General features: G+C 68.5%; 24 protein-coding genes and 1 pseudogene. 12 read left to right on the plus strand and 13 right to left on the minus strand.

Annotated elements, in window-relative coordinates:
- Nucleotides 1–215 precede the first annotated feature (215 nt).
- The 5 genes and pseudogenes from NVU01S_RS18455 to NVU01S_RS18475 all read left to right on the plus strand — a co-directional run bounded on the left by NVU01S_RS18455 (nt 216) and on the right by NVU01S_RS18475 (nt 4,720).
- Complete coding sequence (locus NVU01S_RS18455) at nt 216–1,310, plus strand: glycosyltransferase (protein WP_052280580.1); 1,095 nt, start codon at nt 216–218, stop codon at nt 1,308–1,310.
- Nucleotides 1,307–2,422, plus strand: coding sequence for a glycosyltransferase (locus NVU01S_RS18460; protein WP_043670297.1), 1,116 nt, complete (start codon nt 1,307–1,309; stop codon nt 2,420–2,422). The genes NVU01S_RS18455 and NVU01S_RS18460 overlap by 4 nt, the downstream gene beginning before the upstream one ends.
- On the plus strand, nt 2,419–3,420 hold the full coding sequence (locus NVU01S_RS18465) for a glycosyltransferase (protein WP_043670300.1): 1,002 nt from the start codon (nt 2,419–2,421) through the stop codon (nt 3,418–3,420). The genes NVU01S_RS18460 and NVU01S_RS18465 overlap by 4 nt, the downstream gene beginning before the upstream one ends.
- Nucleotides 3,417–4,272, plus strand: a pseudogene (locus NVU01S_RS18470) (glycosyltransferase family 2 protein). The gene NVU01S_RS18465 and the pseudogene NVU01S_RS18470 overlap by 4 nt, the downstream one beginning before the upstream one ends.
- Before the next feature lie 10 nt (nt 4,273–4,282).
- Nucleotides 4,283–4,720, plus strand: coding sequence for a F0F1 ATP synthase subunit delta/epsilon (locus NVU01S_RS18475; RefSeq protein ID WP_052280581.1), 438 nt, complete (start codon nt 4,283–4,285; stop codon nt 4,718–4,720).
- A 9-nt stretch (nt 4,721–4,729) separates the two neighbouring features.
- Here NVU01S_RS18475 and NVU01S_RS18480 read toward each other — a convergent pair whose 3' ends face one another.
- From NVU01S_RS18480 to NVU01S_RS18490, 3 genes are read right to left on the minus strand one after another with little or no spacing between them, the layout of a single operon-like run.
- Entirely contained in the window at nt 4,730–5,089 is a 360-nt protein-coding gene (locus NVU01S_RS18480) for a hypothetical protein (RefSeq protein WP_043670302.1), read from the minus strand.
- 24 nt (nt 5,090–5,113) lie between these two features.
- On the minus strand, nt 5,114–6,334 hold the full coding sequence (locus tag NVU01S_RS18485) for an alcohol dehydrogenase catalytic domain-containing protein (RefSeq protein WP_043670305.1): 1,221 nt from the start codon (nt 6,332–6,334) through the stop codon (nt 5,114–5,116).
- Nucleotides 6,335–6,383: 49 nt separating this feature from the next.
- Nucleotides 6,384–6,641 (minus strand): hypothetical protein, encoded by a 258-nt coding sequence (locus NVU01S_RS18490; RefSeq protein ID WP_043670308.1) that lies wholly within the window; start codon nt 6,639–6,641, stop codon nt 6,384–6,386.
- Between the two features lie 258 nt (nt 6,642–6,899).
- Between NVU01S_RS18490 and NVU01S_RS18495 the strand changes: the two genes are divergently transcribed.
- Nucleotides 6,900–7,205 carry a hypothetical protein gene (locus tag NVU01S_RS18495; RefSeq protein ID WP_043670311.1) on the plus strand — a complete coding sequence of 102 codons (306 nt, stop codon included), beginning with the start codon at nt 6,900–6,902 and terminating at the stop codon, nt 7,203–7,205.
- A gap of 14 nt (nt 7,206–7,219) precedes the next feature.
- Nucleotides 7,220–7,453, plus strand: coding sequence for a DUF6480 family protein (locus NVU01S_RS18500; protein WP_043670314.1), 234 nt, complete (start codon nt 7,220–7,222; stop codon nt 7,451–7,453).
- On the opposite strand, the gene NVU01S_RS18505 is transcribed toward NVU01S_RS18500, so the two are convergent.
- The 8 genes from NVU01S_RS18505 to NVU01S_RS18540 are packed head-to-tail and all read right to left on the minus strand — an operon-like array spanning nt 7,450 to nt 16,846.
- On the minus strand, nt 7,450–8,802 hold the full coding sequence (locus NVU01S_RS18505) for a cation:proton antiporter (RefSeq protein ID WP_052280582.1): 1,353 nt from the start codon (nt 8,800–8,802) through the stop codon (nt 7,450–7,452). The genes NVU01S_RS18500 and NVU01S_RS18505 overlap by 4 nt on opposite strands.
- A gap of 35 nt (nt 8,803–8,837) precedes the next feature.
- Nucleotides 8,838–10,079 (minus strand): biotin carboxylase, encoded by a 1,242-nt coding sequence (locus NVU01S_RS18510; RefSeq protein ID WP_167829384.1) that lies wholly within the window; start codon nt 10,077–10,079, stop codon nt 8,838–8,840.
- Nucleotides 10,080–10,099: 20 nt separating this feature from the next.
- The gene (locus NVU01S_RS18515; RefSeq protein ID WP_043670319.1) at nt 10,100–11,347 is read right to left on the minus strand and encodes a methylaspartate mutase; all 1,248 of its coding nucleotides are present in this window, start codon (nt 11,345–11,347) and stop codon (nt 10,100–10,102) included.
- 1 nt (nt 11,348) lies between these two features.
- Complete coding sequence (locus NVU01S_RS18520; RefSeq protein WP_052280583.1) at nt 11,349–12,833, minus strand: hypothetical protein; 1,485 nt, start codon at nt 12,831–12,833, stop codon at nt 11,349–11,351.
- Nucleotides 12,830–14,068, minus strand: coding sequence for an ATP-grasp domain-containing protein (locus NVU01S_RS18525; protein ID WP_063048142.1), 1,239 nt, complete (start codon nt 14,066–14,068; stop codon nt 12,830–12,832). Before NVU01S_RS18525 ends, NVU01S_RS18520 begins: the two co-directional genes overlap by 4 nt.
- Complete coding sequence (locus tag NVU01S_RS18530) at nt 14,068–14,556, minus strand: cobalamin B12-binding domain-containing protein (protein WP_043666360.1); 489 nt, start codon at nt 14,554–14,556, stop codon at nt 14,068–14,070. Before NVU01S_RS18530 ends, NVU01S_RS18525 begins: the two co-directional genes overlap by 1 nt.
- Nucleotides 14,553–15,800 (minus strand): MFS transporter, encoded by a 1,248-nt coding sequence (locus NVU01S_RS18535; RefSeq protein ID WP_052280309.1) that lies wholly within the window; start codon nt 15,798–15,800, stop codon nt 14,553–14,555. The genes NVU01S_RS18530 and NVU01S_RS18535 overlap by 4 nt, the downstream gene beginning before the upstream one ends.
- A complete protein-coding gene (locus NVU01S_RS18540; protein ID WP_043666363.1) occupies nt 15,797–16,846 on the minus strand; it encodes an LLM class flavin-dependent oxidoreductase in 1,050 nt (349 codons plus the stop codon). The genes NVU01S_RS18535 and NVU01S_RS18540 overlap by 4 nt, the downstream gene beginning before the upstream one ends.
- Nucleotides 16,847–17,475: 629 nt before the next feature.
- Here NVU01S_RS18540 and NVU01S_RS18545 point away from each other — a divergent pair.
- The 4 genes from NVU01S_RS18545 (at nt 17,476) to NVU01S_RS18560 (ending at nt 22,344) form a co-directional block, all read left to right on the plus strand.
- Nucleotides 17,476–18,477, plus strand: coding sequence for an asparagine synthetase A (locus tag NVU01S_RS18545; protein ID WP_043666366.1), 1,002 nt, complete (start codon nt 17,476–17,478; stop codon nt 18,475–18,477).
- Entirely contained in the window at nt 18,474–19,748 is a 1,275-nt protein-coding gene (locus NVU01S_RS18550) for a glutamate synthase-related protein (RefSeq protein WP_043666370.1), read from the plus strand. The genes NVU01S_RS18545 and NVU01S_RS18550 overlap by 4 nt, the downstream gene beginning before the upstream one ends.
- Nucleotides 19,745–20,716: a ketopantoate reductase family protein gene (locus NVU01S_RS18555; RefSeq protein WP_244467148.1), complete on the plus strand. Its 972-nt coding sequence runs from the start codon at nt 19,745–19,747 to the stop codon at nt 20,714–20,716. Before NVU01S_RS18550 ends, NVU01S_RS18555 begins: the two co-directional genes overlap by 4 nt.
- A 266-nt stretch (nt 20,717–20,982) precedes the next feature.
- Complete coding sequence (locus tag NVU01S_RS18560; protein WP_052280310.1) at nt 20,983–22,344, plus strand: glycosyltransferase 87 family protein; 1,362 nt, start codon at nt 20,983–20,985, stop codon at nt 22,342–22,344.
- Here the strand turns inward: NVU01S_RS18560 and NVU01S_RS18565 are convergent.
- Together NVU01S_RS18565 and NVU01S_RS18570 are read right to left on the minus strand one after the other, a co-directional pair.
- Nucleotides 22,334–22,876 (minus strand): phosphohydrolase, encoded by a 543-nt coding sequence (locus NVU01S_RS18565; RefSeq protein WP_156161467.1) that lies wholly within the window; start codon nt 22,874–22,876, stop codon nt 22,334–22,336. The two genes, NVU01S_RS18560 and NVU01S_RS18565, sit on opposite strands and share 11 nt — an antisense overlap.
- Nucleotides 22,877–22,955: 79 nt before the next feature.
- Nucleotides 22,956–24,080, minus strand: a complete 1,125-nt coding sequence (locus NVU01S_RS18570) for an FAD-dependent oxidoreductase (protein WP_043666373.1) — start codon at nt 24,078–24,080, stop codon at nt 22,956–22,958.
- 83 nt (nt 24,081–24,163) lie between these two features.
- Between NVU01S_RS18570 and NVU01S_RS18575 the strand changes: the two genes are divergently transcribed.
- The gene (locus tag NVU01S_RS18575) at nt 24,164–24,853 is read left to right on the plus strand and encodes a TetR/AcrR family transcriptional regulator (RefSeq protein ID WP_043666376.1); all 690 of its coding nucleotides are present in this window, start codon (nt 24,164–24,166) and stop codon (nt 24,851–24,853) included.
- Nucleotides 24,854–24,942 lie beyond the last annotated feature (89 nt).

The raw sequence follows: 24,942 nt of genomic DNA on the forward strand, positions 1-24,942 counted from the left end.
GGTAAACGAGATGTCCGGGCAACCGCCGTACGCGCCGACGACCTCGGTTTGCTCGAGAAAACCCCGGGTAGATCGGCATCGACTCAGCCACATGATCGTTTGGAAAAGGGGTGCAATGCCATGCAGATCGACACAGGTAGGCCGCCCGTTCACCACGATGTCGGCATCGGTGTCCAGCTCGGCTTCGAAGCGGTTCGCTACGCCGGGACCTCGGCATGACCGCCGTCGCCGATGCGCGAACGCAGGTACGGAACGCGACATTGCGCGTCGCGTCGGTGCCTGCCTCGCACGTCTACGTCCGGCACCTGTCCCCGCTCGACGGGGCCGACGGGGTTGTGCGGCTACCGGATCCGCGACCGGCCGACGGCCGCACGGTGCCGGGCGGTTGGTGGCCGCCGGTCATGCTCGATCCGCAGTGGATCCGGCGCAACCACCGGCGCTTCGACGTCTTCCACGTGCACTTCGGCTTCGACTCGGTACCGACCGAGGTGCTCGCCGATATCGTCGGTGAACTGCGCGCGCACGGCAAGCCGCTGGTCTACACCGCGCACGATCTGCGCAATCCACACCAGCCCGATCCGCGTCCACATCGCGAACAGCTGGACGTGCTGATACCGGCCGCCGACGAGATCATCACGCTCACCCCGTCGGCGGCGGCACAGATCGAGCGGCACTGGGGCCGAACGCCGCACGTGCTGAGCCACCCGCATGTGGTGGCCCGCGAGCTGATCGAGGCGCCACGCGGGACCGGGCCGTTCGTGCTCGGCGTGCACGCGAAAAGCCTGCGCGCCAACATGGATCCGCTGCCGATCCTCGAGGTGCTGGCCGAGACGATCGCGACGCTGCCCGATGCCCGGTTGCGCATCGACCTGCACGACGAACTCTTCGATCCCGAAAACCACTGGTACAACCCGACCGCGGGCGCGGCCCTGGTGGACTTCGGCCGCAGGCCCGGTGTGTCGGTCCGGGTACACGAGTACTTCACCGACGACCAACTGTGGCAGTACCTTTCGTCGCTGACGGTCTCGCTGCTGCCGTACCGCTTCGGCACCCATTCGGGCTGGCTGGAGGCCTGCTACGACCTGGGTACCGCGGTCGTCGCGCCGAGTTGCGGCTGCTACGCCGAGCAACGCCGGTGCGCCGTCTTCGGTTTCGACGAGACCCACTTCGACGCCGCTGCCCTGGACCGCGCGGTGCGCGCGGTGTACGAGGGTCGCGCCGAGCGCGCGGACTGGACCGCGCGCCGGGTCGAGCGCACCGCGCTGGCGGCGGCGCACCGCGGCATCTACGAGCAGGCGCTGTCCCGATGATCACGAACGAAAGTCGTTTGTCCATCGCATTACTCGCCTCCAACCGGCATCCGATCCGGCAACCCTTCGCCGGCGGGCTCGAAGCGCACGTGTGGCATCTGGCCCGCGCCCTGCAAGCGCGCGGCCACCGGGTGACGCTGTTCGCCGCCGACGGCAGCGATCGCGCATCGGCGAGTGCGGCCTTGCGGGTGCGCGCCTTCAGCCCGAGCACCGCGGCCGCCGCCGACGCCTCGATGCAGCCGCGGCAATTCCTCGCCGACCATCACGCCTACCTGACCGTGATGACCGACCTCGGCGCCATCGGGCCCACCTCGTTCGACGTGATCCACAATCACAGCCTGCACTACCTGCCGGTCGCCATGGCGCCCGCGCTGGGCGTCCCGATGCTGACCACACTGCACACCCCGCCGACGCCCTGGCTCGAATCGGCCCTCGACGTCAGCAAGGGGCTCGGGTCGGCCTTCGTCGCCGTCAGCAGGCATACCGCGCAGTCCTGGCGACACGTCGTGCGCCGGGTCGGTGTCGTCGCCAACGGGATCGACCTGCGCGCGTGGCCGCAGGGGCCCGGCGGTACCGACCTGGTCTGGTTCGGGCGACTGACGCCCGAGAAGGGCGCGCATCTCGCGATCGCCGCCGCGCGGCGCGCCGGACGGCGGCTGCACCTGGCCGGCCCGATCAGCGACGCCGGCTACTTCCGCGAGACCATCGCGCCACGACTCGGCGAAAACACCGTCTACCACGGCCATCTCGATCAGACCGCGCTCGCGGGCCTGGTCGGCTCGTGCACGGCCGCGCTGATCACCCCGCTGTGGGACGAACCGTACGGCCTGGTCGTCGCGGAAGCCCTGGCCTGTGGCACGCCTGTCGTCGCCTTCGAGCGCGGCGGGATCCCGGAGATCGTGGATCCGGCGTGCGGCAGGCTCGTCGCGCCCGGTGACATCGACGCCATGGCCGCCGCGGTAGCACCGGCCGCGGCACTCTCGCGAGCCGCCGCGCGGGCCAGGGCGGTAGCGGTGTGCGGCATCACCACCATGGTCGACAACTACCTGCAGCACTACCGGCGCCTCATCGCCGGCGCGACCTACGCCGAAACCCGGAAGGGGGCAGCATGATCGGCTACTACATTCATCATCACGGCGCGGGTCACCTGACCCGGGCGCGCACCATCTGCGCCGAACTCGCCACGCCCGTCACCGCTCTCACGTCGCTGTCGGTCGCGGATCCGGTGTTCGCCGACAGTGTGCGGCTGCCACCGGACGACGCGGCCCCGGCCGTGCTCGATCCCACCGCTTCGGGTCGCCTGCACTGGGTGCCCAAAACCGATGCGGGACTGCGCGATCGGATGGCGCGGATCGCGAACTGGATCGCCACCGAACGGCCCGCGGCGCTCGTGGTCGACGTCTCCGTCGAGGTCGCGCTGCTGGCCAGGCTGCACGGCGTTCCCGTAGTCGCCATGGTGCTACCCGGCACCCGCGTCGACGCACCGCACAACCTGGTGCACGATCTGGCCGACGCTCTCCTCGCCACCTGGCCGCAGGCACGCTACGACCCGCCCTGGTTGCGGGCCTACGCGGACAAGACCCATTACGTCGGCGGCGTCAGCCGCTTCGCCGGGCAGCCGCCGCCCGCCCGTCGCGGAAGCGCGGATCGCCCGACCGTGCTCGTGCTCGCCGGCGCCGGCGGCAGCCGGTTCACCGCGGCGACCATCCGCGAGTGCGCCGCCATGCATCCGCAATATCGCTGGCGCACAGCGGGTTTGGGCGACTGGGTGGACGACCCCTGGCCGCTGCTGTGCGACGCGGACGTGGTCGTCGCGCACGCCGGACAGGGTGCGGTCGCCGATATCGCGGCCGCCGCCAAACCCGCCGTGCTCATTCCCGCGGACCGCCCGTTCGGCGAACAGCACGCCACCGCGACGGCGCTCGCCACCGCCGGACTGGCCGTAGTCGCCGACGCGTGGCCTGCACCGGACCGGTGGCCCGCACTGATCGAGGCGGCCCGGCGCACGAACGCCGGACGCTGGCGGGAGTGGCGCACTGACGGCGCGGCGGCGCGCGCGGCCGCCGTCATCGATCGGGTGGCCCGCAGCGCCACCCGGGCTGCGGCATGACGCCCCCGACTACCGTCATCACGGTGGCGGCGGGACGAACCGGCCACCTGCGCAACCAGTTTCGCGGTCTCGCCGCGAGTGGCGTACCCGCCGGACGAGCACCTCGTGGTGGCGATGGGCGATCCCGCCGTCCTCGACCTCGCCCGCCGGCACGGCGCGCACGGCGTCTGGCTGGACGCGCGCTCACCCCGGCTACCCCTGGCCCAGGCACGCAATCTGGGGGCCAGGACGGCGCTCGCGCGGGGCGCGGAACTGCTGGTCTTCCTCGACGTGGACTGCATTCCGAGCCCCGGCCTGCTCGCCCGCTACCAGGCCGCGGCGGACGCCGAGCCGCGGCTGCTGTGCGGGCCCGTGACCTACCTCCCGCCCGCCCCGCCCGGCGGCTACGACCTGTCCGCGCTGCACCGGCAGCGCGACCCGCACCCGGCGCGACCGGACCCACCGGCGCGGACCCACGCCGACAGCACGGATTTCGACCTCTTCTGGTCACTCTCGTTCGCCGTCACCGCGGAGACCTGGCGCCGGGTGGGCGGCTTCTGCACCCGCTACCGGGGTTACGGCGGCGAGGATACCGACTTCGCCTACAAGGCGGCGGCCGTGGGCGCGCGCCTGCGCTGGGTGGGCGGCGCGGACGCCTATCATCAATACCACCCGGTCTCGGACCCGCCGATCGAGCACCTCGACGAAATACTCGGCAACGCAACAACTTTCCATCGTCGCTGGTCGCGCTGGCCGATGCGGGGCTGGCTCGACGGCTTCGCCGCCGCCGGGCACATCGCCTACGACGACGCGGCGCAGCGCTGGAACCTGGTCCGCACACCCGTCGACAGCACTGCCGTCGGACATCGATAGGAGGTCAGCAATGCAACGGAGTTCCGGCCGCGACCCGCGGGTGCGCACCGCCCGTGGTCTGGCGGTCGTGCTGGAGGTACCCGGCTATCGGGAATTCGTCTTCAGTGCCGACCGGGTACGGGTGCCCACCGTCGACGGCGTCCACGTGCTCGAGCCGGGCCACGACCGGATGGACGTGGCCCTCGACATCGGGGTGCTCACGGTGCGGGCCGGCACGCGCGAGTGGCTGGCGGCGCTGCACGGCGGCGAGCTACGCGCGGTCGACGACGAGATCCGTTTGACGGCACAGGGATTGGAGTTCGCGGAACGCATCGATGTGGTCCGCGCGCGCACCGCGCAGACCGACGCGGCCCAGCGGCTGACCGACGATCGCTCGGACGACGAAGCCCGAGCGGCCTTGCAGCGCGCGAATGTCCGGCTCGCGGTCGCGGCGCGGGTGCACTGCTGAGCGGGCCGCTCAGCTCGCGACCGCGCCGCCGCCGATGCCCAGGAAGACGGTCATGAGCACGAACAGGAACCATCCCGCGCCCTGCCAGATCGGCCAGTTCCGGCCGCGCCGCCACTGCTGATACGTCCGGAGGAAAGCGCCGATGCCGCCGAGCAGAACTATCGCTGCGGGACCGGCCAGCACCGCGGTCTTGGCGGTGGTGTCACACAATGTGCTCGCCGCGGCCGCACAGGCCGCCCGATTCGCCGCCCACACCGTGGTCGCGACGAACACCGCCGCGGCCACACCCAGCACCGCCAGCACATAGGTCGCGGCTTGGCGGAACGTACCTTCGTCGGTCCAGCGCTTCTCGACGTCCTCGGTCCGCATGTCGGCTCCTCCGTTTCGTTCCGGCTAGCCGACGTCCGCGACCGGCACGACGGTCTTCAACCAGCCGGTCTCGCGGCGATCGAAGGTTTCGTAGGCATCGATCATCGACAGCGGATCGGCGTGCTGAGTGATGAACCGGGTCGGGTCGATATCCCCGCGGGCGACCCGGCCGAGCAGTCCGGGCACGTAACGGTGGTGATTGCAGTTGCCGCCCTGCACGGTGAGGTTGCGGTTCACGACGAGCCCCAGCGGATAACGATCGAAATCAGGGGGATACACACCGATGACTCCGATCGAACCCGCTTTGGCGACCGCTTGTACGGCCCAGCGCGCCGACAGGCTGGGCGCGTCGCCGACGAGCCATTGCCCGTCGTCGGTATTGCCCGCCGGCGCGGCCAGCTCGCGTTCTGCTTCGAAAGTCTCCGCATCGACCGGCAGGTTTGCCGCCGCCGGCCCCGAATGCGGTCGCTGCGCGTCGACCCCGACGGCATCGATCACTCGATCGACGCCGATGCCGCCGGTCAGTTCCCGCACCGTGGCCACCGGGTCCTCGGCGTGGAAATCGATCGGCTCGGCGTGCTGTGCCCGCGCCGTCGCGAGACGGTCCGGGAGCCCGTCGATCACGAGAATGCGTGCGGCACCCTGTCTTTCGGCCGCGGCGATGGCACACTGCCCGACCACTCCCGCGCCGAGGACCAGCACCGTGTCACCTTCGCCCACCTGGGCGAGGCGCGCCCCGAACCAGCCCGTCGGCAGCACATCCGAGACCATGATCGCTTGGTCGTCGGTCACCGAATCGGGCACTTTGACCAGGGTGTTGCTCGCGTGCGGGATGCGCGCGTACTCGGCCTGCAACCCGTCGATCGGCCCGGTCCCCTCCGGACCACCGAAGAAGCTGGTACCGGCTTGCGGGCCATTCGGATTGGCGGTGTCGCACTGAGCCGGATAGCCGCTGCGGCAGTAGGCACAGTACCCACAGGAAATCGTCGAACAGACCACCACACGGTCGCCCGGCGCGAACCCGCGCACCGCCGCGCCCACCTCGACGACCACACCCACCGCCTCGTGTCCGAGGACCGTGCCGGGCACCATCCCGGGCATCGTGCCGCGCACCAGGTGCAGATCGGTGCCGCAGATCGCGGAGGTCGTGATCTGCACGACGGCATCGGTGGGCTCGTGCAGTTTCGGGTCGTCGACCTGCTCGAGGCGAATATCGCCGACGTCGTGCCAAACTACCGCTTTCATTGTCGATCCTCCTGTGCCTACGACGGGTGTGCTCGGTGGCGATCGGGGGCTACTCCGGCGTGGTGTTCGCCGCGTCGCCGATCAGTCGCCGGGCGAGCAGCGTCTTGCCCTGTTCGGCGCCCTTGCGGCTCTCCGCTTGGGCACGCCGGAAGAACTCGGCCAGTTCGCTGTCACCGTTCGTCTCGGCGTCGCGGCTGTATTCCTCCATGCGCAGCGCGTTGCTGAGGCACGCCTCGGTGAACCAGATGAGGTCGTAGTCCTTGTCTTTGGTGCCGGTGAACCGGCCGGTTTCCTGCGCGGTGGACATTGCGTGTCCTTTCTCGGGTCGCGCAGCGACCACAGGCCGCTGCCGGACGACGGCACCGTGCCGAAAGGCCGGTCGTCACCGCCGCCTGTTTCGGCACTACCCGGTGGGCTGCCGTCAAACAGGTGCGGGTGCGGTGGCCGTGCGCATGATCGCAATCACAACGGCTGTCGCCGGATCGACTGATTGCGCGGACCGAGGCCGGGTAGCGCGTGACTGTGCCCCACCCGACAAGGCCCCACCCGACAAGCGAGGAGGATCATGGTCAGCCACGACGTCATCGCCCAGCTTCGCCAGGACATCACGACCGCGGAGAACGCGGGTGATCAAGCCGCCACCGATCGCCTGCGCGCGGAACTGAGCGACGCGATCGACGCACTCGACAACACCGATTCCGGCGACGGGAACGCCGGCGGTCTCGCCGGTACCGGTGCCGCCCCGCAACCGTCCGAGGCGCCCCGGCGCGCGGCCGCCGATCTCGGTCCGGGCAGTTACGACGGCACCGACGATCTTCCGGCCAATATCCCGGGCGCGGTCCCCGAGGACGCGCAGGAGCCGCCGGATTGAGGAAAGGAACGAGCATGGTTTCGATGGATCCCGACCCCGCCAAGACCCCCGGCCTGGAGCCGGGCGGCGGCGTCGCGCCGGGCACCACACCCCCGGACACACCGCAGACCTCCGGGCTGTCGGCCCCTGAGCCACGCACCCGGAATCGGTTCCCGATCACCGGCATCGCGGCCATCGTCGCGGGGGCACTGATCGTCGTGGTCTTCGCGGCGGTGGCGATCGGCCTCGTCGTCATGGCGATCGGTTAGCCGCCTCCGGCCGCAGCGCGCTGCGGCAGTTCCTCACGTTCGGGTTCGATGCCGCGGCGGCGCAGGTCGTCGCCCGAGAGCAGCGGCCAGCCTTTACGCAGCACGTAGTCCAGCCAGAAACCGCAGGCCTGGGAGGTGAGCACGGCGGTGAGGACCAGCGTCGTGTAAAAGGTGGCGTTGATGATGCCCGCGTCGAAGGCGACCGAGGCCATGACGATGCCCGGGCCCCCGCGCGCGTTCTGCGTGACCGCGAGATTGACGATGTCGAGCCGGTTCATCCCAGCCAGTTTGGCCCCGAGGCCGACGGACAGGAACACCACCAGTGAGGTGCCGAGCAGGAACCCCGCGAGCATGAGCGGGTCGAACGTCTTGGTCAGGTCGAGCCGATAGCCGACGATGGCGAAGTACAGCGGGACGAAGAAGTGCCCCGCCACCTCACCGAGCGCGTGCATGGGTGCCTGAAACCGTTCCTGCTCGGTACCTTTCATCCCGCCCATGACGCCGAAACCGGCCAGCAGGGCGGCGAAGGCGAGCGTCACGTCCAGCGCCGCGGCAAGCGAGACGTAGCCCAGGAATACGACGAGCATCCACGCGATGGGCGAATTGCGCGCCACCACATTCCATCCGGCGCGCGAGAGTTTGCGCAACACCGCGGGCATGACGGTGAGCGCCAGCACCACGAAGCAGGCGTTCACCGCCATGTGCTCGCCGATGGTGGCGGTCAGGTCGCCGCCGGCGGACAGCGAACTCGCCGAGGCGATCGCAGTGGCCACCGACAGCACGCCCCACAGGGCGATGTCCTCGAGCACGGCGGAGCCGAGTTGCAGGCTGGCGAAGCGGGTGTGCAGGATGCCCAGGTCGTAGAAGATCTTGGTGATCACCGGAATCGAGGTCACCGCCGTGGCGGCCGCGAAGACGAGCACCACGGCGTGCGTACTGCCCGCAGTGCCGGTGAACGCGCCGAGCGGCAGCAGCGGTGCGGCGCCGAGCGCGAGGAAGAACGGCAGCGGGGTGCCGATGCCCAGAATCCAGGCGGTGGCCCTGCGGTTCTGCGACCCCAGCAGATGCTTTGCGGCACAACCCGATACGAACATCAGCAGGAGCAGGCCGAGGTGGTACAGGAAGCCGAGCAGCACCGCTCTGCTGGCCGCGTCGTCGGTGCCGAACAGCTCGGTCGCGAAGCCGGGCGCGAGCTGTCCGAGCACCGTTGGCCCGAGCAGGATTCCGGCCAGGATCTCGCCGACGACCTTGGGCTGACGCAGCTTACGGAACAGCTGCCCGAGCAGATTGGCCGCCAGCAGCAGCACCAGGACGGCCAGCAGCACCTGCCCGAGTTGCGGATTCGTCATCGAAACCTGCGGCTTTCCTGGTCGGGGCGACGCGGTTACAGCAACTCGTGCTCGAGTTGTCGTAGTGCCTGATAGCACCGCTCGATCTCGGCGGCGTCCGCGTGCACGAGGAACACGACACCGGGCGAGGAGTTGAGATCGACCGTCGGCCTGGTCAGCGTCTGATCACCGATCCGGAAGCGCACGCTTTCCACGGCGGGCAGGCGTTCGAGTTCGTCCCGGAGCACGGGTGCGGGTAGCGGAACCTCGCGATGCGCAATGAGATTCACGCAGCGCGCGTGTTCGTGGCGGGCGTACACGGCCGGCTGGGTGGCCAGCGCGTTCCCGCCGCCGAGGTAGCAGTCCATCGTCAGGTCCACCTGATTCACCCCGGTGCACCGATCGAGGGCCCGCGGGTTGGCCAGTCCGGATAATCGGGCCCCGGTCTCCAGCAGCACCGGACCTGCTGCGGTATAGATCAATTCGGTGTGCGCGGGTCCGTTCACGATGCCCAGCGCGTCCAGCACACCGGCGACGTAGTCGAGGATCTCGTCGAACCTCGGGTCCGACCGCGCGAGCAGGTCCTCGTAGTCGTAGATCCTGCGGTTGTCCCGGACGGTCTTCTTGTGGCTGATCCAGGCATCGGTGAACCAGTGCATGCCGTCGCGGCTGACGGAGTTGACGATGTACTCCTCCCCCACCAGAAACTCCTGGGCCAGCACCGCCGCGTTGGTCCGCAGCATCAGGTTCGTCTTGCCGATGATCGTGCGGACCGCGGTGCGCACCTGCGCCTCGGAGTCGCTGATGAACACGTCGTCGGAGCCCGCGCTGTCGAGCGGCTTGACCACCATGCGTTCGAGCCCGGCTGCGCGCCGCCAGGCCAGCAGGTCGGCCACCTCGCTGGTGCGCCGCTGCCGCGCCGTGCGCAGTCCCGCGGCGCCGACCGCCTCCAGCATGTGGAACTTGTCCCGCCGCACATGCGACAGCGCCGGATCGTTACCGCGCAGGCCGAGTTTCGCGGCGATCTCGTCGGCCACCTCCACCCCGAACTCGCTGGCCGCGATGACCGCGATCGGGGCGAGTTCGGCGAGCCGGCGCATGACGTCGTCGGCGTGGTCGGTGTAGGCGAAGTCCTCGGCGAACAACTCGGCGGGCAGGCTCGCCGAGAAGGTCGCGGGCAGCCGAGCCCGGGACCGGACGTGGATCAGCCGGTACCGGTGCCAGGCTTGCAGGGCGAGCAGCGCGCCCGTGGAGAACGCGTCCACCAGGACCACAGTGGACGGATTGTCTTCGGACATCGAGCTTCCCATCTGGGTTGTCACGGAATCAGGCGGCTGTCATAGCTGTTCGCGACGTGGTCGAGCATCCCGTACAGCGCGTCGGAGCCGAGCCGGGCCAGGTCGGCACGACCGGCGCTGGGCGGCAACGGAAGTCGGCCCAGCTCGCCCCAGCGCAACGCGCCCTGTTCGTCGAGCACGGTGGTCGCGGCGCCGAGGTTGTCGTTGTGCAGGCAGAACGGGACGTCGAGCAGCCCGGTGGCGAACGCCCGCAGCAGTGCCTCCCCGACGTCGGCGTGCAGATCGAGCACCGTGTCGATCAGCAGGCGCGCCTCGGCGAGCACCTCGGCGAAGTACATGTCCGCGGCCGGGGAGGCCGGATCGAGCGGTCCGGCAGCCTCTTCCGCGGCCATGCGCAAGGCCGCGATGTTCTCCGGCACGGACGGAATCTGCCAGGCCTCCGACACCGTCTTCACGATCATCCGCTCACAGCCGGTGGCGATGGCCAGCCGGGCGCTGTCGCGGATCAACCGGCTCGCGCCGTCGGGTGTGCGCGGGAACAGTCCCATATAGGTGTAGAACACGACGTGCCAGGTCACATCGCCGAGGTACTCGGCGGCCAGGGTCCGCAACGCCCGCAGCGCGCCGCGATCCTGTTCGGCCAATGTCCCCTGCGCGTAGCTGAACGACATGTAGCGTAACCCGTGCTGCCGGAAGAAGCAGCCCTCCAGCACGCCCATCGCGACCAGCAGCGAAGGTGGGCAGAGCTGGCCGAGCAGACAACCCCCGAAACTCTCGATATGGCCGAATTCGGTAGCGCCGGCGAGGAACCGGGTGCTTTCCGCCCAGGCGTCGATGGCCTCCCGCAGCGGCAGCCTGCTGTAGGGCAGGCAGTACGAGACCGGCCCGCCCTCGGTCGCGTCCAGGCCCACTTCGACCAGCCGCTCGAAGACCCGCAACGGCAGGGCGGTGCCGTGGCGCACCTGGACCGGGAAGTTCGGCCCGTACAGTCCGGCGAGCAGTTTCCTGGTCTCCGCGACCGGATGCGAGACGAGCGGGTACCCGTTCAGCTCCTCCCCCGCGGCCAGACGTTCCAGCGGCGTCCGGTAGTCGCCGACGCGGGTGTAGCTGTCCAGCGTGAGCGTGCCTATCACCGGAAAATCCAGGTAGGCCACCCGGGCGAGACCGGACCGCATCGCCGACAGGCTGCCGAACCCCATGCGCGGCTGGACCACCAGCTGCCCGGCCGCGGCCCGGTCCGCCACGAAACGATCGAAGTACCCGGCCACGTCACCGGCCCGAGATCAGCTCTAGCGTCGGCAATCCGGAGCGCGGGTCCACCGTGCGCACCTGGGACTTGTGCGGATCGCCCGCGCGCACCTTGGCCATCACGGTGTCCCCGGCCGCGAAATCGACCAGGGCACTGCGATAGAGCGTGCGCAGATGGGTGACGGACAGCCCGGACACCTCGGTCAGCCACGCGGCGGCGTGGTCGTCGCCGGACTCGCCGCGCAGCACGGCGTGCAGCGCGGGCAGGTCGCCGCGCCGCTCGGGATGACAGCGTTCGACGAATTCCGTAAGGCGCGCACCCTCGTTCGTGAACGGCGAGAAGACCAGCGCGACCAACGCGTCCTCGCCCAGCCCGAAGGCCTTCTCCGCGAACGCCGCGGCCACCTCCCGCCGTGCCACGATCTTCTCCGGCGAGTCGTAGCGGGCGAGGGCCAGCTCGATGAGCTGGTCGGGCATCTCTTTCTTGCGCATCATCGTCTCGGCGAATTCCAAGTACTCGGTGATGCCCGCCTGGTAGGTGCGGCCCTCCACGTACTGCACCCGCAGACCACGGATGTGCGCCATGAGAGTCGGGTTGGCGCAATCGGATTCGGTGAAGCTGAAAGCCAGGTCGTCGAACCGGAAACCGAGGAAATCGACGATCAGGTCCCAATGGTCGTGCACCCGATAGCTCACCAGGTCGTAGATGGAGACGAAGGTCGGCTGCACCGAGCGATCCCCCACCGCGACCTCACGCTCGGCCGGTTCTTGTTCGGCGGCGCCGAACAGCTCGTGGAAGTAGGCGTCGCCGACCCCGCGCAGCGCCTGCAGCAGATCCTGGAAGGTCATGCCCTTGCGCTGTACGTCGATGCCGATTCCCTTGGCCAGCCGCAGAATCCACGCCGCGTACAACGCCTGTTCCCGGCGCGAGTCGCCGGTCATGATCGCGTCGACCCCGCCCTGCCACCAGGCCGCGCGACCGTAGAAGTCGGCAACCGCCAGGTTGCAACTGTTGCAGAAGGTGGGGCGGCCGTCGCCCGCCGAGCGGTGCCCGTTCATCAGCACGTCTAGCCGGTTGATCGCCACCAGCTGGTCCGGCAGCGGCAGATCCACCCGGAAGCGGCGGATCTCGGTGTGGTCGATGGTGAGCAGTTCGGCGCGCTCGTCGGTCAGCAGACCCAGCGCCGAGTACACCCGATCGATGTTCTCCATGACCGCGCCGACCACGCCGGCATGGCGCATGTTCGCCACCCGCATCAGGAACGTACTGCCGTGCGCGAGTTGCAGATGCAGCTGCACGGCCCGCACGAACGCGACGACGTAGGTGCTGTCCTTGCCGCCGCCGTAGGCGACCATGACCTTGTAGCCGTCGAGGCGGTCCACCCCGCCCGCGGCCTCGACCAGCTTGTCGCCGACCGCCGCGACGCCGAGTTTCTCCTCCTCGGTGAGGAATCCGATCAGCTGCTCGTAGCGCGTCCGATCGTCGATACCATGTGCACTGTTCACAGCGATTCCGCCTCGAAGTCGAAGTTCTCGATGATCTTCCGGATGCCCGCCTCGACGACGTGCTCGTCCTCGTGCAGCAAGATGAATCGCCCACGATGCAATGCGTCGTAGGCGCCGCCGGGCGCCAGCACCTGGCCCGGCGCGGGCAACAGCTCCCGCCAGAGCGCCGGCACCTGCTCCCGCATCGAGGACGCGCGCACCACCCGCTCGGCGTGCTCCTCGGATTTGGGCATGATCAACCAACCCCCGGAGGCGTCGGCATAGTCGGGAACCTGCGGGACCGGGTCACCGGCCAGCGTCCGCAGGAACATCTCGTACAGGTTCACCCCGAACACCCGGTACAGCAGGTGCGGGACCTCGGCGCCGCCCACCCGTCCGCCGATCTCGAGGAACACCGGATCACCCGCCGGGGTGATGAACACCTCGAGGTGAAAAGGCAAGCGGCGCAGATCGAGTGCGGACACCACCTGCTGGCAGAAGTCCTCGAGCATGGTCCGTCGCGGCGAGGACCGCAGCAGGACCGAGCCCAGCGGCTCGCCCTGGGCAAAGGACAAGCAGTCGTTGATATACCGGGAGACGGCCTGGAACACGACGTGGGCGTGGTCGTCGACGAAACCGTCGATATGGTAGATCTCGCCCGCGACGAACTCCTCGACCTCGTAGCCGGACAGGTCCAGAACATCTAGTGCCGCATCGAGTTCCGCGTCGTCGTCCACCCGGCGCACGCCGATGCTGGCGGCGGCGGCCAGCGGCTTGAGGATCAGCGGAAAGCCGCGGTCGGCCGCGAACGCGCGCACCTGCTCGGCGCTCACACAGGAAGCGAAGCGCGGCACCGGGATTCCCGCCTTCTCCAGCACCTGCTTCATCCGGACCTTGTCCCGGTAGACCGCGACCTCGTCCAGCGACGGCCCCGGAATATCCAGTTGCGCACGGACTTCGGCCGCGATCTCCAGCGTGAATTCCGACAGCGCGATCAGCTCGTCCACCGGGCCGACCCGCTCGATGATCTCCCGCACGGCCGCACCGAGCGCCGCCACGTCGTTGACGTCGGCGACCCGTACCTGCCACGCGATCTTGCCCGGATCGATCAGCACGCCATCGGCACCGGGACCATCCACGACGTAGCTCACCCGGTTCGCGTCGTGGTCGATGAACTCCTCGTAGCGGGTGAGTTCGTTGTCCCAGCGAATCCCGTCGAAGAACCGTGGCCACCGGTTGACGATGACGATATGCATCAGAAGACCTCTCGCGATTCCGCGTTCTCGCTGTCCCACGGCGTGATCACGGCGCGATCCGCGCGCCAGGCCGAAAACCCTTGGGCCATACCGAAACGCAGGAAACCGCGGAAGCGATCGATGGCGTCGTCACCGAGGAACACATCGGTGTAGCCCAGCTCGAGCAGTGCGCGCCGCACCCGGTCGTCGTCGGACACCGCGGTGGTCAGCTTGCCGCCGATGGCGCACGGCACCTCGAGTCCGCGCTCGCGCAGTGCGGACAGCAGCACCTGGGCACCGTGGAACCCGTGCCCGTTGACGCTCGACACGACCAGCAGATCGGGGCGATCCGCGCGGATGGCCTCGGCCACGCTCTGTACCGGCGTGCATGTCCCGAGGTTGCGCACCTCGGCGCCGTGCTCCTCGAGCAACTTCTGCAGATAGACCAGATTCCAGAGATGGGAATCGGATTCGACGGTGCTCAGCACGCACCGGAAAGTGGCGTTCATGTCACGACCTCGACGTTAGCGTTCTCGCGGGCCAGGAGTGCTTTACGGAAACTGGCCATCGTCAACGGCAGGAATACCGCGCCGAACAGGCAGAGCAGGCAGCCCAGCCACAGCGCAAGTCGTTGGGGGCCGATGGTGGCGCCCAGGCCACCGATCAGCAGACCCGCGATCGGATAGGACAAAAGGTTGAGCAAATAGAACGGCCCCATCACCTTGCCGAGATGTTGGCCGGGGATCACCTTCACCCGCTGGGTGCGGTTGTAGATGTTGTAGAGCGCGTCGCCGACGAGCATCGCGACGAAGGCGGGCGCGTAGATCCAGTAGGACGGGGCCAGCGCCGCGATCAGGAACGCGACGCACATCAGCCAGAACCCGGTGGCGCCAATGGGTTCCACGCCGACACGGCGCAGCAGCGCGGGCATCAGCAGCAGGTTCAGCAGCCCGGTGACGCCGACCGCCGCGTTCAGCAGACCGTACGCGGAGTCGGGCGCTTTGAAGACGTCGGTGACCAGGGCCGCGTTCGACACGATCAACACCCCCACCACCAGATTGATGGTGAAGTTGAGGATGCCGAGCAGCAGGACCGGACGGATGCGCACCATGAGCTGCCACCCGATGGCCAACTCCGCCAGCACTTTTCGGGCCGCCCACTCCACCCGCTGCCGGGTCTGCGGGCGGGGCAGCGGCAGCCAGGTCAGCGCGCTGATGCCGAAGGCGGCGGACGCGACGAGCAGCAGCCACAGCTTGCCCAGGAATGCCGCGGCCACGATCGCCAGCGCGGGCCCGAGCGCCATCGCGAGCAACTCCATGTTCTGCACCAGCGACTGCACCGTGGCGATCTGGGAGTCCTTGGCCAGCTGGGGCACCATCCGCTCGATCGACATCCGGATCGGCGCCACACACAGCGACAGGAACGCACCGCCCGCCATCAGCGCGGGCACCATCCAGTCGGGCTGGACGACGCAGACGAACACGACGGTCAGCAGGATCAGCGCCCGCAGCACCGCGACCCGGGTGAACAGCCTGGCCCCGCCGTCGCGGTCGGCGAGCAGACCGGCGAACGGGTAGGCGATCAGGGCGGGCGCCCATTCCAGCGCGAACGCGAAGCCGAGGGTGGACACCTGCTTGGTGTCGTGAAAGATCAACAGCGGCACCGCGAACAGCACCACTTGTTCGGCGACCAGCCCGAGCAGAACGCCGGTGGCGAACAGCGCGCTGTGCCGCGGCACCGCTCGCGGCGTCATGCCAACCGTCTCTCGTGTTCCCGGATCAGGGGCAGCACGTGGGTGTAGAAGATCCGCATCTCGTCCCTGGTCGGCCAGCCGGAGAAGATGAACTCGCTGACCCCGTGCGCCTTGTACTGGTAGAGGTAGTCGGCGACCTCCTGATAGCTGCCGACCACACACAGCGCGGGGCCGCCGCGATACGGCACGAACCCGGAGTAGATCATCGGCGAGAGCCAGTCGCCGTCGGCTTGTTCGGCGAGCCGGAAGGAGGTCTTGACGGCCTCGGAGTCCGAGGCCGCGACGACCTCGGCAACCCACGCCTTGTGCGCCTCGTCCGGGTTCTCCTGCATGGCGGCGAGATCGGTGAGCGCCTGCTCCCGGGTCTCTCTGGCCAGCACGTGCATCCGGGTGCCGACCCGAATACCTTTGTCCAGCACCGGCCTTGCCGCGGCGCCCATCCCCTCCGGGGTATCGCCGTAGCGCAACCAGCAGTCGCCGAACATGGCGGCCGTCTCCTGCGCGACCCCCGACGCGCCGCTCAGATAGATCTCGGGCCGGCCGCCGTCCTTGTAGCCGAGGCCGAGCGCCGCCTCTTTGATGACGTAGTGGTCGCCCTCGTAGGTCAGCGGCTTCTCGCCACGCCAGAACCGGTGGCAGATCTCCAGGAACTCCTGGGTGCGGGCGTACCGCCCGTCGTGCGCGACGAAGTCGCCGTAGCCCGCCTGCTCGGCCGGGGAGATGCCGGCGACCAGGTTCAGCGAGATCCGCCCGTTCGACATCCACGAGATCGTGTTCACCACCTGGGTGAACAGCGTCGGCGACAGCAGGCCGGGCCGGTAGGCGAGGATGAAGGTGACGTTCTCGGTCTCCCGGACCAGCGCGCCGATCATCGGCAGCGGATCGGGCATGTAGTCGGCGATGCCCATCAGCAGGGAGTCGACGCCGAGCGCGTCGGCCTCCTGCACGAAGGAGACCATCCCGTCGAAGTCGAGTTCGCCGACTCGATACTTCTCGGTGGCCTTTTGCTGCCCGCTGTCCAGCGGCGCACACCAGTGGAACCTCAACTCGCCGCGGTCGGCCTCATGTGTATGAGACAGCGGAGCAAAGGTTGTACGGTCGTAGTTCATTTTTATCGGGATTCACTTCCGGTATCGCAGCGGAGGCTGGAGAAGGTGCTCAGCATCAATTCAGACAACGACTGATCCAAGTCCACCCTCTCAGAATTCACACACCCGGAGCTGCACCCCCCAGATGCTCCCGAAGGGAAGTCGCACCCCATTCCAACTCCCCGGCCCTGTTAAAGCCAAGTTACCTCGGCCCACACCGGCTGTCAAAGGGAAGCGAGAAACCCCCGCCACCTCGGATTCTGCAATTCGAGTGAAAAAGATCTTGCGCGTCAGACCCCCCGGACGGGGGGTGGACAGGACGATCCCCCAGGGGGAGAATGGGCCAGTGACCAGTGCATATGTAGCCAGTCCACGGGGAACGGGGGGTTCTATGAAAGCTTCCACGCAATAGTTTCCCGCCAGTTACCGGGTATTCGGATAAACGTTATCCCAGAGCGGGACGATTGCCTACGAGGGCACGGGCGTAAATAAAGGCGCAATCGCGGATCGGCGGCTCGACGCTGGGGCTCGAGCACGCTTTCCGATAATTCCGCTACACCCGCACGGACTATCGAACGGATCGAACTTTGCCTGAAACGACGGAACCAGCGAGATCGGCTCTACCACTGCCGCGCGCGCATCTCACCTCGAAACGAACCATCGCCGCATTGACGGTGCAGGCTCGATTCCTGGCGGCCGCGCGGGAATTCCTGACCGCAGAGGGCTTCACCGAACTGCTGCCACCCATCATCGGTCCGGTGACCGATCCGGGCGCCCGCGGCGCGAAACAGGTCGACATCGACTACTACGGTCATCGCTACAAGCTGATGACCAGTGGCATCCTCTACAAGCAGTCGTCATTGCTCGCCTTCGAGAAGATCTTCCACGTGGCGCCGAACGTACGCCTGGAACCACTGGAGACCGCGGTGACCCACCGCCACCTCGCGGAGTTCCACCAGCTCGACGTGGAGATCGCGAACGGATCCCGCGAGGACGCCATGGATGTGGCCGAACGCGTGACGAAGTACGCGGTGGAATACGTCCTGAGCAACGCCCAGACCGAGCTGGAGGTGCTCGGCCGCGATCTCGAACAGTTGAAGCAGGTGATCGCGGCACCCTACGGTCGCACGCGCCACACCGCCGCGGTGCAGCAACTGCGCGAGCTCGGCTACGACCAGCGCGAGCACACCGAAATCGATTGGGCAGGTGAGGAAATCATCTCCGCGGCGGCCCCCCGACCGTTCTTCATCACCGACTACCCGAAGGGCTCGCGCGGCTTCTACGACAGCGAGAACCCCGACGAGCCCGGCATGCTGCGCAATTTCGACCTGATCTTCCCGGGTGGATTCGGCGAGATGATGAGCGGTAGCGAGCGCGAGTCCGACTACCGCACGCTGCTCACCCGGATGCGCGAAACCGGTGAGAATCCGGCCAAATACGAGTGGTACCTCACCCTTGCCCGCGAAGGCCTTTCGCCCAGTGCGGGTTTCGGGCTCGGCGTGGAGCGGTTCACTCGCTTCCTGGCCGGGCTGGACGCGGTCTGGCAAGCCACCGCCTACCCGAAGGTGCCCGGGGAGCCCCGGCCATGAGCGTGCTGTCGGCGCCCGGTTTTCCTGAACACGAGGTGCGGGCGCGGGCGCGGGCGGCGGCGGGCGCGGTGTTTCCCGACAACGCGCACTACGGCTCCCGGCTGTTCGGGCAAGGCCGAGCGGAGGCGCCGCACGCGGGCAGCATCGATGCGATCGATCGGGCCCGGCTGGTGCCGCCGGTCTTCGTGCCGCTGCGCGAGGAGAAACTGTTCGACCTCGGCCGCGAGCCGCTGGCCGGTGACGTCGACCTGAGCACCACCATCGGCGGCCTGCGCTCGGCGTTGCCGGTGTATGTATCGGCCTTCGGTTCGACCGCGGTGGCCGACGGCGATCTGGGCGTGGCGGTGGCCGCGCAGGCCGGTGCGGCCGGGGTGCCGATGGTGATCGGCGAAAACATCGTTCCCGTATCGGGTTACGGACGGATGGTGGCGGAAGCGCCGAGCTCGCTGCTGCGCAGGCTGACCGAATACACCAAACGCGCGGCCGACGACGCCGGCGGCGTGATCGTGCAGCAGAGCACCGAGGACGCCGACGCCGAAGTGTGGAACCTGGTGTACAGCGACCCGTCGAGCGAACCATTGCTGGCCAGTGGGCGTTTGGCGTTCGAATTGAAGGTAGGGCAGGGCGCGAAACCGGGCGTCGGCGGCATGACCCTCGTCCCCAGAGCACGTGCCGCCGATCTTTCGGCCCAGTACGACATCGTGGACATCTACGACACCGCCGACGCCCCGATGCTGCGCTGTGCCACCCCGGGCACGTTCACGCCGGAGATACTGCGGCAGCAGATCCGGTTGATGCGCAACAACTATCCGCGCTGCCGCGTCTGGGTGAAGCTGCCGCCGGCCCGGGACGTGGGTGAGGCGGCGGAGGTCGCGTGGGCGGCGGGCGCCGACGCCGTGACGGTCGACGGCGCGGAAGCAGGCACCGGCTGGGCGCCGCACGGCTTCCTCGACCATGTCGGCCTGCCCTTGGCCGAATGCCTGCACCGGGTCGCGGGGCGCGACCGGCAGGGCCGCAGCCTGCTGGTCTCCGGAAGGTGCTGGGAGGGAACCCGAGTCGTCAAATGCCTGGCGCTCGGCGCCTCCGCCGTCGGCCTGGGGCGGGCCGCCCTGGTGGCCGCCGACGAGAACGCCGATCATGGACTGACGAACCTGCTGTCCGCGTTCGAGTTGGAACTGCGGCTGCTGATCAGCGCCCTCGGGAAATACCGGGTCACCGACGTGGCGGCCGAGGACATCTGGTTCTCCGCGACCGACGAAAGGATCCCATGAACGCAGTGCAGCCAGGCACCATGAACGCCGTGCAGCCAGGCACCATGAACACAATGTCGCCATGGCGGGTGGCGGTACTCGGCCCCGGCGGTGTCGGCGGGCTGGTGGGCGCGCTGCTGGCGCGAGCCGGTCACCGCGTGCTCTTCCTCGGCGGCGAGGCGACCACCGACGCCGTGCGCGAACACGGAATCCAGGTGCGCAGCAAGCTCTTCGGCGACTTCACCGTAAAAGCCGAGGCGGATACCGAGCTGCGCGAACCCGTCGATCTGTGCCTGGTGACGGTGAAACAGAATGTGCTCGGCGACGCCGTCGAGCGGGTCGCCCCCGCACTGCTCGGCGACGGCCTGGTGCTGCCGCTGCTCAACGGCATCGAACACCCGGCCGCCCTGCGTGCGCGGTACCGGCCGGAACTCGTGGTGCCCGGAGTGATCCGAGTGGCCTCGACCCGGGTGGCCCCCGGTGTCATCGAGCACGGCAGCCCGTTCGTGGAGATCGATCTGGCAAGTGCCGCAACGCCGTCCGAACGCCTCGCCGCACTCGCCGCCATGCTCGCCGAGGCCGGGGTCAAGGCCACGGTCCGCCCGGAAGAGGCCGCGATGCTCTGGGGCAAGTTGTTCTTCCTCGCGCCGTTCGCCCTGCTGAGTACGCGGCACCGGTGTCCGGTCGGCGAGCTGCGGACCGTGCATCGCGGCGAACTGGTCGATGTCGTCACCGAGATCGCCGCGGTGAGCCGGTCGGCGGGCGTGCCCGCCGACGTCGAAGCGGCCCTGCGGTTCTACGACACTTTCCCGCCGGAGGCCAAGTCGTCGATGCAGCGCGACGCCGAGGCCGGGCGGGCACTGGAACTCGACGCCATCGGCGGCGCACTGCTGCGTATCGCCGCACGACACACGGTGCCCGCGCCGCTGACCGAGCAATTGGTCACCGACTTGACACCGCTGAGCGAAGGGTCGGCGTCCGCCCGCTGACCCACGCTGCCGGCGACTGGGTAGCCGGCCGAGCAGCCCCCTCCGACCTCGTCGGAGGGGGCTGTTTTCGGTGTGTGGCGCGCTACGGCCGAGCGCTGCTCGAGTACCGGTCCAGCCGGCTCGAGAAAGATGCGGTTAAAGTATCGGGGCTCTACTACGAATACCCCAGCGTGTGTCACCGTAGGAATAGGAGCTCGAATTGTTGCAGGCAGGTCAGTTCCCCGCGATAGCGCATCCGTTCCGCCGCACTCCGCGTCGCTAGACCGTTGGCCGTCGAGGAGAAGGTCTCCCGCGCGGACAATGGCGTCGGCACCGTGACGCTGGCGCTCTGCGCGATTGCCGCCGTTGTCGTTCTGGTCTGGCATGTATTCGCGCTGCCGATCGGTAACGGATATTACGGACTTTTCGGCAACAACGTCGACCTGTGGGTATACCGAGCGGGCGGTGACGCCCTGTTGCACGGCAGCGGGCTCTACGCCGGACCGGTGTTCTTCGAAATGGAGTTCACCTACACCCCGTTCGCCGCGCTCGCGTTCGTGCCGCTCACGCTCTTGAGTTTCGGCGTGACCGAAATTCTCTGGTGGATCGCGATATTCGCGGCCCTGGTCGGGATCGTCCGCTGCTGTCTGCGCACCCTCGGTTATCCGAACACCCGGCGTACCTGGATTTTCGCGGTACTGCTCGCGGTGGTCTGCACCTCGTTCGAGCCGGTGCGAACCACCATCTGGCTCGGCCAGATCAACGTCTTCCTGGTGTTGCTGGTCCTCTGGGACCTCACGCGAACGCGTTCGGCGGCGCGCGGCATCGGCGTGGGCATCGCCGCCGGAATCAAGCTGACCCCGGCCTTCTTCCTGGTCTACCTCGCGGGCACCCGGCAGTGGCGCACCTGGCGGATCACCGCCGCGACCCTGCTCGCGACCGTCGCGATCGGCTTCCTCGTGCGGCCGGCCGATTCGTGGAGTTACTGGGGGCAGCAGTTCACCCGGTCGGGTCGCGTCGGGCTGGTCGATTCCCCGGCCAATCAATCCGTCAACGGTTTTCTCGCGCAAATGCTGAGATTTTATGATGTGCAACGTTTTTCGTCGCCGCTGGGCACCACGACGGTCTATCAGCCGCCGCTGTGGATGTGGCTCGCGGTGACCGTTCCGGTGGCCGCCCTGGGAATGGCGGCGGCAGTTGCCGCTTTCCGCCGGCGCCACGAACTCCTGGCGATCACCCTGACCGGAATGACCTCGGCCTGCGTTTCCCCTTTCTCCTGGGGACACCATTGGGTCTGGTTGGTGCCGCTGTTCGTCCTGACCTTGCACCACGCCCGCACCGCGCACACGAAATGGCGTTTCTTGCCGGCCGTCGCGGTGCTGATACCCAGCTTCTGCTGGTGGTGGAACTATTGGGGCGGCCCAGCCCAATTGGAAGCGCCGCACCCCATCGGCATCGGATTCTTCATGCTCCCTCGCGACGCCCCTGAATGGTGGATCCACGCCCTGGTCCCGCTCTATTCCGGTTGCTACCCGCTCATCCTGATAGCAACCGCCACCTATGTCCTCGTCACGGCACGCGCCGCGCGCGCCGCCGATCCGCAGGTGCCCATCCGACCGATACCGCTGGACGTACCGGCTACCACTTGAGCATCGGCAGCGGCGACAGCGGGTGACTGCGGATCCGCTGGACGCCCAATTGGGCCAGCCTGCGGCGGAACCCGGCGTCGGGGAAGCGCCGGGCGATGGTCCGGTACTCCGCGCGCGGCAGGCCGAAGCGGCGCAGCCCGGCCGAGACGTCGACCAGGTCCGCCCGGCGGAACACCTCCACATCCGGATGTCCGGGGGCGCGACGGATCTTGTGGTGCTCGTCGATCATGGTGGCGACCAAGGGGATCGACGCGTCCTGCCCATGGTCGGTCAGCCAGCGCGCGGCGAGTTCGATCGAGGGCGGCAGGTAGTCGAACGTGTGATGGGTCCACACCCCCAGGTCGTGGAATGCGGCCGCGACTTGGAAGTGCGGCTGCGCGCTGGGTGCCGCAGCCCCCGCGGTGCCGGCCAACCCGTCGCAGAACGACAGCACCCGCAACACGTGGTTGGTGTAGGCGACCCGGTCGGCACCGAGGTCGGACTCCCACTCGCTGAGAATCGCGCGGATGGCCTGCTCGAACGGCTGCGGCACGACCGGCACCCCTTCCACTGATAGCAATCAGAAATCACAGTGCGATCAGTGTTCACCGAATAGCGTCGACCGTCAACCGTCATCCCTGTTCGAGGAACATATCGCGCAGTGCCTCGGCCGGATTGTCGCCGACCATGCCGCCGAAGAATTCGACGGCCTCGGCCGCGATCGCGGTGCTGCGGGCGAACATGGCCTGCTCATACTCGGCGAACGCGGCCTCGACGTCGCCGAGGTGTGCGGCCAGGGCATTGCCGAGCTCCGCGCCGTCGAGCATCGCCAGATTCGCGCCTTCACCATTGGGGGCCACGAGATGCGCCGCGTCACCGAGCAGCGTCACTCCCGGCATCCGTTCCCAGCGGAACTTCTCGGGCAGCATGTAGTGCGGCCGGAACACGGGCGCGCTGTCGGCCTCGGTGATCAGCGCGGTGAGTTCCGGCGCCCACCCTTCGAATTCGCGCGCGACGCGGGCGATCGCCGCGGGGGCGTCGGCGAAATCGATGTCGGCGAACCATTCCAGCGACTCCCGCAGCACCACATAGGTGTGCAACGTGTCGCCCCGTTCCCGGTGTGCGTGGATCTCCCGCTCCGGGCCCGGCGCGATCAGCGATCCGCCGCCGACCGCCCGCGCCGCCGCCGGGTGCCGGGTGTCCGCCTCGAACAGGTACGTCTCGACGAACGCCTCGCCGGCATATTCCGGCACCGCCGCGGACACCAGCGACCGGACCTTCGACCACGCCCCGTCCGCGCCGACCAGCAGGCGCGTGCGGATCGGGTCACCCGCCGCGAAGCTCACCTCGTAGTCGCCCGAACCGACGGCTTGCACGCCGGTGACCTTGTGCGCCCAGCGCACGGTGCCGGGCGGTAGCGAGTCGAGCAACAGCTGCCGCAGGTCGCTGCGCTGGATTTCGGGACGTCCGCCCGAGCCGTCGTCGAGCTTCTCGAACAGCACGGTCCCGTTCGGGTCGAGGACTCGCATCGCCTGCCTGCCGTCGAGCACGAGACCGCGGAACTCGTCCAGCAATCCGGCCGCCGCGAGCGCGATCTGCCCGTTGTAGTCGTGAATGTCGAGCATCCCGCCTTGCGCGCGTGCCGTCGGCGAGGCCTCTGCCTCGTAGACCGTGGCGGGTATGCCGTGTACGTGCAGCACGCGGGCCAGCGTGAGGCCGCCCAGACCCGCGCCGATGATCGTGACCGGTGTCGTCATGATGATTCCTTTCCTGAGCTTTATGGAACGCCGTTCCACACGACCATGTTGGAACAACGTTCCAGACGTGTCAAGATGGGCTGGTGGCGACCAAGAAGCAGCGGGCCGAGCGACGCACGGACGCACTGTCGAAGCAGCGGATCGTCGAGACGGCTGTGGCGCTGCTCGACGCCACCGGCGAGAGCGGCCTGACCTTCCGGGCCCTGGCCGAGCGCCTCGCCACCGGCGCGGGCGCGATCTACTGGCACGTCGCGAACAAGGACGAACTGCTCGCCGCCGCCACCGAGGCCGTGGTCGCCGCCGCCCTCGCCGTCGAGCCGAGCGGCCCCGCGAGCACACCGCAGGACGAGATCCGGGCCGTGGCCCTCGGCCTTTTCGATGCGATCGACGAACACCCCTGGCTGGCAACCCAACTCGCGCTCCACCTGTCCCGCGCCCCGATGGGACCGGTGACGCCCCGCCTCTTCGAACGCATCGGCCGCCCGGTGCGCGCCCTCGGCACACCCGAAAGCAGTTGGTTCACTGCGACTTCGGTGCTCGTGCACTACATCCTCGGCGCGCTCGGCCAGAACTCCGCCAGCGCCCGCACCCTCGGGCCCGCCACGGACCGCGCCCAGTTCCTCGACGCCGTGGCCACGGCGTGGGCAGCGCTCGATCCCGACGAGTACCCGTTCACCCGCGCCATCGCCGAGCAGGCCCGCGACCACGACGATCGGGAACAATTCAGCACCGGCATCGACCTCGTGCTGCGCGGAATCGCCGCACTCGCCTGATCGGAATCGACTCGGACCGATTGAAAGCCGCTGGACGGGTTACTGTTCAGACGGTAGTGATTCGGGGCTCGGTACGAGGAGATCCAACG

The organism is Nocardia vulneris (genome assembly GCF_001613425.1).
In the GTDB taxonomy this organism is placed as follows: domain Bacteria; phylum Actinomycetota; class Actinomycetes; order Mycobacteriales; family Mycobacteriaceae; genus Nocardia; species Nocardia vulneris.